The following is a 9,776-nucleotide window of genomic DNA, read 5'->3' on the forward strand; positions in this document are numbered from 1 at the left end:
AGACGTACGTGCTGTGCCCTCGCCGGCGCGGACGCGCCCTCGTCGTCACCGACTGGGACGAGTTCGCCGCCCTCGACGACGAGTTCGACGCGATGGCCGACCCCGTCGTCGTCGACGGCCGCCGCATCGTCACGCGCCGCGACGGCATCGTCTACGAGTCGCTCGTCTGACCGGGACCGCCGACGCTCCGCTCTCCGTTCTCCGCTTCGTCCTCCGGCGTCGCTCCGACCCCGACAGCGACGCCGCTCTGCCGAGTCGAACGTGTGTCGCGGAAACGGGCGGCGAGAGGGGCGAAATCGGAGAGAACGGACGGAATCGGAGCGCACGACAGAAATCAGAGAGAACGGACGAAACGGGAGAGAGCGGCCGAAATCGGGCCGCGGTGCCTACGCCGCGGGTTCGGCGGCGAACGCCGATTCGGGTGCCGCGAGCGACGAGGACGTGTCGTCGTCACCGGACGACCCGCCGGAGTCGGAGGTGTCCGAGGTGTCCGAGGAACCGGACGAGTCGGACCCGCCGGCGTCGGACGAACTCGACCCGTCGGAGCTACCCGAGTCCGAGGAACCGCCCGTGTTCAGTTCGAGCCGTTGGGAGGTGCGCTCCAGTTCGACCGAGAGGTCGCCGTCCTGCGCACCGTTGACGTCGCCCTCGGCGACGGAGAGGTTCGAGCGGTGGTTGACGATGTAGCCGCTATCGTTGATACTCGCACCCGTCGAGAGGGTGTACGGACCGGTCGCGCGGACGCTGACGTTCGTGTAGCCGTTGTCGGGTCCGTACTCGTCGTAGCCCGTCGTCGAGTACGGGAGCGTCATCGCGAACTCGCCGTCCTCGTTCGCCTGTGCCTGTTGCGTGTAGGTGAACGTGCTGTTGGAGGTGGGCACCCGCATCTCCACGCTCGCGGTGACCGTGCTGTTCGCGGGCGCGCCGCTTCCTTGCACCGTCGCACCGGGCACGCGTTCGAAGCTCTTCACCCACGCGGTGTTGCTCGGCAGTAGCGCCTGCGGGTTGACCTGCGCGGCGCGCGCGTCGCCGTAGACGAGTCGCAGGTAGTCGTTCGACTGGGTGGCGGTGGCGTTGCTCGCCTTCACCAGCCGGTAGTGTTCGAGCGCCGGCACGCGTTCCTCGGGGAAGCCGGCGATGCCGCCGACCTGCGCGCTGCCGTCCTCTTCGACGAACTGCTCGGCCGCGCTCATGTTCTCGAACGAGCGGATGAGCGTGGCGTTCCCGGCGGGGTTACCGGGGACGCTGACGGCCCCTTGCGAGGTCTGAACCGTGCGAGGCTCCCAGTCCACGACGACCGGCGAGGGCTCCTGGCGCTGCCGTGGTTGTAGTAGAGCCGCGTCATCATGCTGTCGTAGAACCGCTGGTCGCGCAGGAGGAAGTTCTCTCCCGAGTACTCTCCGTTGCTGTTGATGCGGTAGATGCGCTGTTCGTAGAACGCGTCCGAGGAGAAGTTCTCCTGCGCGTCGTAGAAGACGGCCGGCGCGCCGAACTTCGAGCCGGGCGTGGCCATCTTCCAGTCTACCATCACGTAGCGCGTCTCGTTGCCCTCGGTGCTCATCGACGAGAGCACGTCGCGCGCCTGCGTCTCGTTCGGCGCGAGGAGGAAGTTCGCCGCCTCCGTCGCACCCTGCTGGAACGGGTTGGCGTTCGGGATGCGGTGGCCCTCGACGGTTATCCAGTGGCCGTAGTCCCACCACGAGAGGACGCCGTAGGCGCCCTCGGGATACTGGAAGTCGTCCGTCTCCTCGTAGGTGCCGTAGTACGCCATCTCGTTGTCGGCGCCGCCGAACGTGCCTTCGCTCGGCGTGTTCGTCTGCGCCCACTCGAGCGACGACTCCCAGTTGAGCACGTCGCCCGGGTTGTTCGAGCCCGCCTCCCAGGCGGTGTTCGTCTTGTCGACGGCCGGCGTCCCGGTGTTCCGCACGTTGAGCGGGACGAGGAGGACGGGGGCGGCGATGAGGAGGACGACCATCACGAGCGAGACGACCTGATAGAGTTCGAGGTTCGTGACGGAGTCGACCGTCGCGCGGACGCGAGGAACGAGAGCACCTCGCCGAGGAGGTACGCGTTCATCACGACGACGATGACGGCGAGGTAGTAGTGGAACCGAAGCTGGGTGAACGCCGCGGAGGTCATGAAGACGGCCCAGACGACGACGAGCAGGTGCTCGGTGTCCTGCTCGACGAGGAGCGTGGCGCCGACGATGATGGCGCTCACCAGCGCGAGCCCGACGAGCTGTCCGTCCACGCCGACGAGGTTCCCGAGGCCGTTCGGGACGGCGGGGACGAGGAAGATGAGACCGACGACGAGGAGACTGCCGACGACGTAGCCGTAGTCGCGGGACTCGCCCCGCGCGACGAGCGGCTTCGCCAGCATCCAGATGACCGCCACGACGGCGGTGAAGAACGTGAAGCCGTAGTCGGAGACGATGCGGTTCACGGCGGTCAGTTGGAGGCGGTTGAGCGTGCTCGGCGAGAGGTACGGTTGCGCCTCGCCGATGGTCCGCGTCGCGGCGTTCGCGCTGAACCCGAGGATGCGGAAGAAGTTACCGACGATGAGTCCCCACACGCTCGGGAGGACGACGGAGACGAGACCGAGTCCCACGAGGACCAGTCCGAAGACGGCGGCCGGGTAGAGGTTCGTGTCCACGTCGCGGGACTCGAACTGCCGCGCGAGCCACGCGAGGAAGACGGCACCGGCGCCGACGGCCACCGCGAGGAACGGCTGAACGAGCGAGAAACTGGTCGCGGAGAAGCCAAACTCGTCTATCTGGACGACCATCAGGAGGGCGGCGACGCCCATCGAGACGGCGGCGGCGTACGCCGTCGGCTCGGGGCTCTTGCCGTTTGCCACGTCGCTGGCCATCTTCACGAGGACGAACGCCCCGACGATGGCGACGAGGAGGACGCCCGGCGGCCACACCCACATGTAGAGCGCCGTCGCGACGCCGGCGAGGGCGGCCCACTTCGTCGAGGACCGGACGGCGTCGAAGTCGCGTTCGGCGACGATCTCCCAGATGGGCATCTCGCGCTCCGCGACGGCGAAGGCGACGAGCAGTCCGGCGATTGCCAGCGCTTGGAAGAACGGCTCCACGCCGTTGTGGTCGGAGACGCCGACGAGCGTTCGCTGGAGGAACATCCCCGGCAGGAGGCCGAGGAGAATCGCGGCGAACAGCCCCGGGAGCCGACCGGCGAGGCGTTTACCGATGACGTACGCCGGGATGGCCGTCAGCGCGCCGAACACGGCGGGTGCCACCAAGAGCGTCTTCGCGACGAGTTCTGGACTCGGCGAGCCCAGTCCGACGACGAGGGCGGCCGTCGCGACGAGTTGGTCGTAGAGCGTCCCGAACTGACCGACGCTCGTGCCGTACGGGAAGTTCGTCCACGGGTCGAACGGTATCGTGAACGGCCAATGCCTGACGGTGTAGTTCACCTCGCGGAGGTGATACCACGCGTCGTTTCCGGAGAAGAACACCTCTCCGTCTCTGATAAATCGACTGTACGACTGGAGGCGGATGGCCAACATGGCGACCATCACCACGAGCAGGGCGGGGACGTGGTACCAGTCTTCGAAGCGCTCGAGGACCGATGGCGTGTCGTAGTCCTCGCGACGCTCGTTGTCTACGCTCATCGCTTTGACGAGAGAGCAAAACGCGCATAAGCCTTATGATGACTGCCAATCGCCACAGAACGGCCGAGGCGCCGAGTCTCTCGAATCTAGCGCCGTCTCGCGTTCGTGACGCCGAGACGCCTCCGGACGCAGCTTCTCCTTTCAGCACGCTTATGTAGGCCTTGTCGAATCCAGACAGTAATCGAATGACTCAGTCGTGGTACGAGAGTGCCCTCTCGCCCGCTCTCCCGTCTCGTCGAACCGTCCTCTGGCTCTGCGTCCTCGCCTGCGTCGCGAACGTCGTCCTCGTCGGCGCGCTGGCGGGCGCGGGCGTGCTGAAGTCGACCGAACGGGGCGACATCGAGTACACGGACACCGAGACGCGACCCGACGGCGACATCGTCGTCCCGTCCGACGCCGACTACCGGTTCGCCATCGAGAGTCCGACGGACGCCGACGCGTTCTACAACATGGTCGTGCGCGTCTGGAGCGGTGGGCCCCTCTACAACACGTGGCAACCGGACAACGTCCAGGAGTACCACTACCTCCCGGTCACCTACTACTTCTTCGCCGCCATCTCGCTGTTCGGCTACGTCGCGTTCAAGTACCTGCTGTTCGGCCTCTCGCTCCTCGCGACGGCCGGCGGGACGTACCTCCTGCTCGACGCCGAGAGTTCCAGCGTGGGATTCAATCTCTCTCGGCGGGCGCTACTCGGGCTCTCGGCTGCGTCCGTCGGGTTCGCGCCGATGGTGGCGAACTTCAAAGTCGGGCAGGTGACGCCGTTCGCGTACCTCTGCACCGCCGTCGCGTGGTGGGCGTATCGCCGGTCGGACGACGGACTGGGCGGTGCGGCCCTCGTCGTCCCGACCATTCTGAAGCCGTACTGGATGTCGCCGCTGGCCGTCTTCATCTCCCCCGCGGACCGTCGCTGGCGCGGCGTGGTCGGCTTCCTCGCCGCCTTCGCCGCCGCGAACGCCCTCTCCGTCTTCGCGTTCGGCGTCGAGACGACGGCGCACTACTACGCCATCGTCGCCTCGGAGGCACTCGCGGAGTCCGGCGGACTCGAACCCATCACCGAGTGGAGCGTCGAGGCGATTCGGCCGTTCCCGTTCCTCGGCGGGGTCGCGATAGTACCTCGACTCCTCTCGGTCCTCCCCGTCGCGTGGGTGTGGGCCCGCTACGTCCGTGGCCGGTCCGACTACGACGTGCCTCTCTTCGCGCTCTCCATCGTCATGCTGTTCACTCTCCTGCAGAGCACGACGCTCATCGACCTCGGACTCGCCCTCGCGGCGTTCGTCGTCCTCGGCGTCCACTGCTACCGGGCCGACGGGTGGCCGTTCGCCCTCCTCGGTCTGTCGTTCCTCCTCGCGCACGCCCACACCTACGCGATGGAGGTGCTGGTGGGCAACGGACACCCGAACCTCGCCGGGATGCTCGACGGTGAACCGCTGTTGAAACTCCTCCAGCCCGCGGTGTACGCCGTCGGATTGCTCTACCTGCTCAGTCTGTGGCTCGCTTCGGAGCGCGCGACGGCGACCTGAAACGGACGGACGGCGAGGGCGGCGATGGGGCCGTCAGTTCGGGACGAAGTCGCCCAGCACGTTGTCGAGCGTGAGTCTGAAGTGCGGGCTGACGGCCAGCAGGCAGCCGAAGTAGACGACGCCGCCCAGCCCGACGACCAGCAACAGGTCGAGCACGCTCCGGATGGAGAACGCGAGGAGGACGCCCTCGACGGCGAGGAACATCACGACCGCGCTGGCTAGCTGCTCTATCACCGGCCGCGTCAGCACGAACGAGCCGAACATGCGGTAGAGGATGCCCTGGAAGATGACGACCCGGACGACTTCGGAGAGAATCGTGGCGGCGACGACGCCCTCCAGCCCGTACGCCCGCGCGAGGAAGACGGCCAACACGACGTCGATGCTGATGGTGACGACGCTGACGCCCAGATTTATCTCGGGTCGGTCGATGCCCGAGACGAGTTTGTCGAACGGGAGCTGGAACGAGTTGAACACCTGAAACAGCGCGAGGCCGACGAGCGCCATCGCGCCGGCCGTCGCGGACGGGCCGTAGATGGTCCGCATCAGCGCCTCCGGCATGGCGAGGGCGCCGAAGAACAGCGGGGCCGCCAGGAGAATCGTGTAGGAGACGGCGTTGCGCAGGTCGTGTTCGACGCTCTCGCCGATGGAACTGAGACCGCTGGCCTTCACCGTGAGCGAGACGCCCACGCTGGTGGCGACGAACGTCGCCGGCACCGTGAGTCGGTGGGCGGGTTCGTACAGCCCGACGGCCGTGCTGCCGACGAGGCTCGCGAGGATGAGCACGTCGATGCGGCCGTACAGGTTGCTCGCGAAGCCGGAGGGGACGCTCCACTTGGCGAACTCCCACGTGCGCGCGAGCGCTCGTCTCGACGGTATCACCGGCCGCACGCCGATGAGGACGAGGACGCCCAGCGCGCAGACCAGCGTCGCCCCGACGTAGCCGTAGATGAGGCCGAACTCGCGGAATCCGACGAGGAGCAGGCCGACCTGCAGCGCGAGGGTGAGGACGCTCCGCGCGGCGTCGGTCCAGACCGCCAGACCGGGCTTGCCGACGCCCGAGTAGATGCGGTTCGTCACCGTGAACAGGCTGAGGCTGGCGAAGATGCCGACGCCGCCCCAGAGGTGGCGACTGGAGAGGAAGAAGTTCGAGAGGGAGGACTCGAGGGCGTAGGCGAGGACGCCGCCCGCGCCGACGACGGTGACGTAGACGACGAAGCCGACGCCGATGTACTCGGCGAGGTCGGTCTGCTTCTCGCTCACGCGCTTCTGCAGTGCCGACGCGAACCCGCCGACGAGTTGGGCGACGACGTTCGCCGCCGCGAGGACGGTGTAGTAGATGCCGAGCGTCTCGGGGCCGAGGAACCGGTAGTAGACGACGATGCCGGCGAACCCCATCCCCGCGAGGAGTATCTTCGCGACGAAGCCGATGAGCGCCTCGCGACCCAGACTCAACGACGCCGTGTCCCGGCTCATTCGAGGTATCCCAGGTCGGCCAGCCGCTCCGTCACGTCGTCGTCGTCCGTCCGGACGCGCGTCCGCGGCTCGAACTCGTCGTACGACTCGGGCGGCACCGCGGTCACGGGACCGAGCGACTCGCCGTCCATGTCCCTCGCGGGCGCGACGCCGAACAACGAGAGCAGCGTCGGGGCCACGTCGAACAGGTGCGCGCCGTCGAGCGACGCCGCCGAATCGACGTCGTCGCCGCGGAGGGCGACGACCCCCTCCAGCTTGTGATTCCACGGTTCCGGGGCGACGAACGGTTCGTCGACGATCATCGACAGCGAGTGCTCGAAGTCCGCGGGCACGCAGAGCACGTCCACCGCGTCGTCCGCGAAGGGACCGTGGATGTACTCCTCGCGGGGGACGACGTCCTCGAAGACGGGGTCGCCGTCGGGCGTCTCCTGCGCCGACAGGAACTCGACGAGGTCGGACCTGACCGACTCGTACTCCGCGGGCGGAATCTTCCCGTCGGGGTCGCGGCCCGCGACGTTGAGTCGGACGCCGAGTTCCGAGGACGAGCGGAGGTACGCCACCGACTCGGCGAAGTCGACCGTCTCGCTGGCGGCGAAGACGGCGCTGACGGGGACGTGTCGGCCGACGAACTCGGCGAGCCCGAGGCGTTCGAGAATCGCCTTCCCGCGCTGGTACGTCAGCCCGGCCTTCCCGGCGGCCCGGGCGAGTCGCTGGAGGCGGTCGGACTCGCCGTCCGTGTCGTCCTCGACCAACTGTTCGTCCTTTATCTGGAACCACGAGGGGACGCCGTGGCCGTCCGTCGTCGTCTCGGTGTACTCCCCGCGGCGGAGCAGTTCGTTCACGCGGACCTCGTACCCGTCGTACTCGCCCATGCCGTGGTCGGAGGCGACGACGACGTTGTCGGGGTCGAACTCGTCGAGTATCCGTTCGAGTTCGGCGTCGACCGTCTCGTATATCTCCCGGACCTTCTCTAAGTCGCCGGGGAAGTCGTGGAAGACGGCGTCAGTCTTCTGAAACTGGACGAAGCCGAAGTCGGGGTCGAACCGGTCGGCGAGGTATCTGAACGCCTCGCCGCGCGACTCGGTCAGTCGGACGTACTCGCGGAACTTCGCCGCGTCGTCCACCGTCTCGTCCGTCTCGCGGTTCGCGTACACCTGATAGCCGCCGAGTTCCTCGCGGAGTTCGTCCAGCAGTCCCTCGGGGTGACACCGCGGGTCGTTGTGGGCGAGGTAGCCGGGAACCACCGCGCCGTCGATGTCACGTGGGGGGTCGGTGACGGGTGCGTTCACGACGACGCTCGTCAGGCCCGCCTCGTGGAGGTAGTCCCAGACGGTCCGGGCCTTCAGGTCCGTCCCGTTGACGATGTCCCAGTCGTAGCCGTCGAACGAGAGGAAGTCGAAGACGCCGTGTTTCCCCGGGTTCTTCCCGGTGTACATCGAGGGCCAGGCGCTCGCCGTCCACGGCGGAATCTGCGATTCTAACGGACCGGCGACGCCGTCGTCGAACAACGACTGAAGCGTCGGCACGGCGTCCGCCTCGAACAGCGGTTCGAGGACGGGGAGGCACGCCGCGTCCAGTCCGACCAGTAGCGCGCGCATGGCGACTCATTCGACAGTCAGCATAAAAACGGACCGGGTCTCGGTGCGAGCGAGTCAGAGTCCGGAGGTGAAGCCGAAACGCGGCCGTTCAGACGTAGCCGAGGTACTTCAGCTGTTCGTCCACGTCGACCTGTTCGTCGTCGGACTCGGCGGCCGTAGGTTCGTACTCGCCGTCGTCGGTGGCGTCGGTCACCACCCACGGAACCCGCCTGAGTCCGTCGAACTCGCCCGTCGCCGAGTGACCGTACGCGCCCCACTCGCCGTACGCCTCGCCGTGGTCCGCGGTGACGACCACCCGGTCGGCGTCGACGCTGCGGAGGAGCAGTTCCACGTCGTCCAGCACCCACCGGAGGTTGTCGAGGTAGTGCTCCCACGCCTCGTCTCGGGAGAGTTTCCCGGCGAGAATCCAGTCCCACACCGTCTCGCGGAACGCCTTGTCGCCGCCGCCGCCGAGGCCGTCCAGCCCGAGCGAGCGATAGGGAGTGTGCGGCTGCATGTAGTGGGCGATGGTTCGGGGCGTCGCGTCCGACCGGAGCGCCGAAACCGTCGCGTCCGTCACCGCCCGCGGCGGAATCGTCTCCAACTCCCGGTCGAAGCCGTGCTCGTACACCTTCTCCAACCGGGCGAACTGGTCGCCGTCGAAGTCCTCGACGTGGCCGTTGGCGGTGACGTACGTCGTGTCGGCCACCGCCTCGGGCCGCGCCGCGAACGTCCGCTCCATCCAGAGGTGGGAGTTGGGGGCGACCGACCGGATGCTGGGGACCGCGTTCGGGACGAAGTCGTACTCGGGCGCGACGGCCTCCAGGGCGTCCACGCGGCAGGCGTCGAGGACCAGGAGGAGGTCCCACTCGTCGTCGTAGACGTTCGTCCCGCCGCGCGGGTACAGCCCGCTGAGTCGGTGCGAGACCCCCGACACCAGCGACCCGAGGGCCGCCTTCGACCCCGCGACCGGGCCGTACTGGTCTACCTGCATCTCCGCGCGGTCCAGCCAGTTCCCGAGGCTCATCTCTCGGTGGGGAGTTCCCCGCACGACGGAGATATACCTGTCGATAGCCGAACCGGACGCGCCGACGGACGCGGGGCGACGCCGCGGCCGCGGACGGCGACACTCCGGTTCACTTTTGCTCTCCGTCCGAGACGGTTGCCGACGATGGACCTCGACTCCGCCCGCGTCGCGATGCTGTATCAGGACCCGCACCCGGCCCACGCGGGGTTCGCCGAGGCCGTCGGCGCCGACCTCGTCGACTTCCGGGGGTTCGCGCCCGACTGGGTCGGCGACGGCGTCCCGGCGGACGTGGTGAACGGCCTCCGCGCGCCCGCCTACGACGTCTACCTCGTCGAGGGCTCTCGACCGCTCTACGCCGCCCTCGTCAACCGCGTCGTCCGCGGGTCGCGCCTCGTCTACCTCTGTGCGGACCACGGGCTGTACAGCCTCGGCCGCGACGACTTCGAGGGGAGTTCGGGGCTGAAGTCGCTGGTCGGCCGGTTCGGGACGCCGGCGATTCGGGCCGTCGGGCACCGCTACGTCGACGCGTCGTCGCCGTCGCGGCCG

At 68.0% G+C, this 9,776-nt stretch carries 4 protein-coding genes and 2 pseudogenes; 2 read left to right on the plus strand and 4 right to left on the minus strand.

Going from position 1 to position 9,776, the window contains the following annotated elements:
• Nucleotides 1-386 precede the first annotated feature (386 nt).
• A pseudogene (locus tag GJ632_RS15070) lies at nucleotides 387-3,633 on the minus strand (oligosaccharyl transferase, archaeosortase A system-associated).
• A 185-nt stretch (nucleotides 3,634-3,818) separates the two neighbouring features.
• Between GJ632_RS15070 and GJ632_RS15075 the strand changes: the two are divergent.
• Nucleotides 3,819-5,153: a glycosyltransferase family 87 protein gene (locus GJ632_RS15075; protein WP_191453385.1), complete on the plus strand. Its 1,335-nt coding sequence runs from the start codon at nucleotides 3,819-3,821 to the stop codon at nucleotides 5,151-5,153.
• A gap of 33 nt (nucleotides 5,154-5,186) precedes the next feature.
• On the opposite strand, the gene GJ632_RS15080 is transcribed toward GJ632_RS15075, so the two are convergent.
• From GJ632_RS15080 to GJ632_RS15090, 3 genes are all read right to left on the minus strand, one after another.
• Entirely contained in the window at nucleotides 5,187-6,626 is a 1,440-nt protein-coding gene (locus GJ632_RS15080) for a polysaccharide biosynthesis C-terminal domain-containing protein (protein WP_089806863.1), read from the minus strand.
• On the minus strand, nucleotides 6,623-8,224 hold the full coding sequence (locus GJ632_RS15085) for an alkaline phosphatase family protein (RefSeq protein WP_191453386.1): 1,602 nt from the start codon (nucleotides 8,222-8,224) through the stop codon (nucleotides 6,623-6,625). The genes GJ632_RS15080 and GJ632_RS15085 overlap by 4 nt, the downstream gene beginning before the upstream one ends.
• An 88-nt stretch (nucleotides 8,225-8,312) precedes the next feature.
• Nucleotides 8,313-9,230 (minus strand): hypothetical protein, encoded by a 918-nt coding sequence (locus GJ632_RS15090; protein WP_191453387.1) that lies wholly within the window; start codon nucleotides 9,228-9,230, stop codon nucleotides 8,313-8,315.
• 144 nt (nucleotides 9,231-9,374) lie between these two features.
• Between GJ632_RS15090 and GJ632_RS15095 the strand changes: the two are divergent.
• Nucleotides 9,375-9,776: pseudogene (locus tag GJ632_RS15095) on the plus strand (hexosyltransferase); the annotation flags it as partial.

The organism is Halogeometricum sp. CBA1124, assembly GCF_009741955.1.
Lineage (GTDB): Archaea > Halobacteriota > Halobacteria > Halobacteriales > Haloferacaceae > Halogeometricum > Halogeometricum rufum.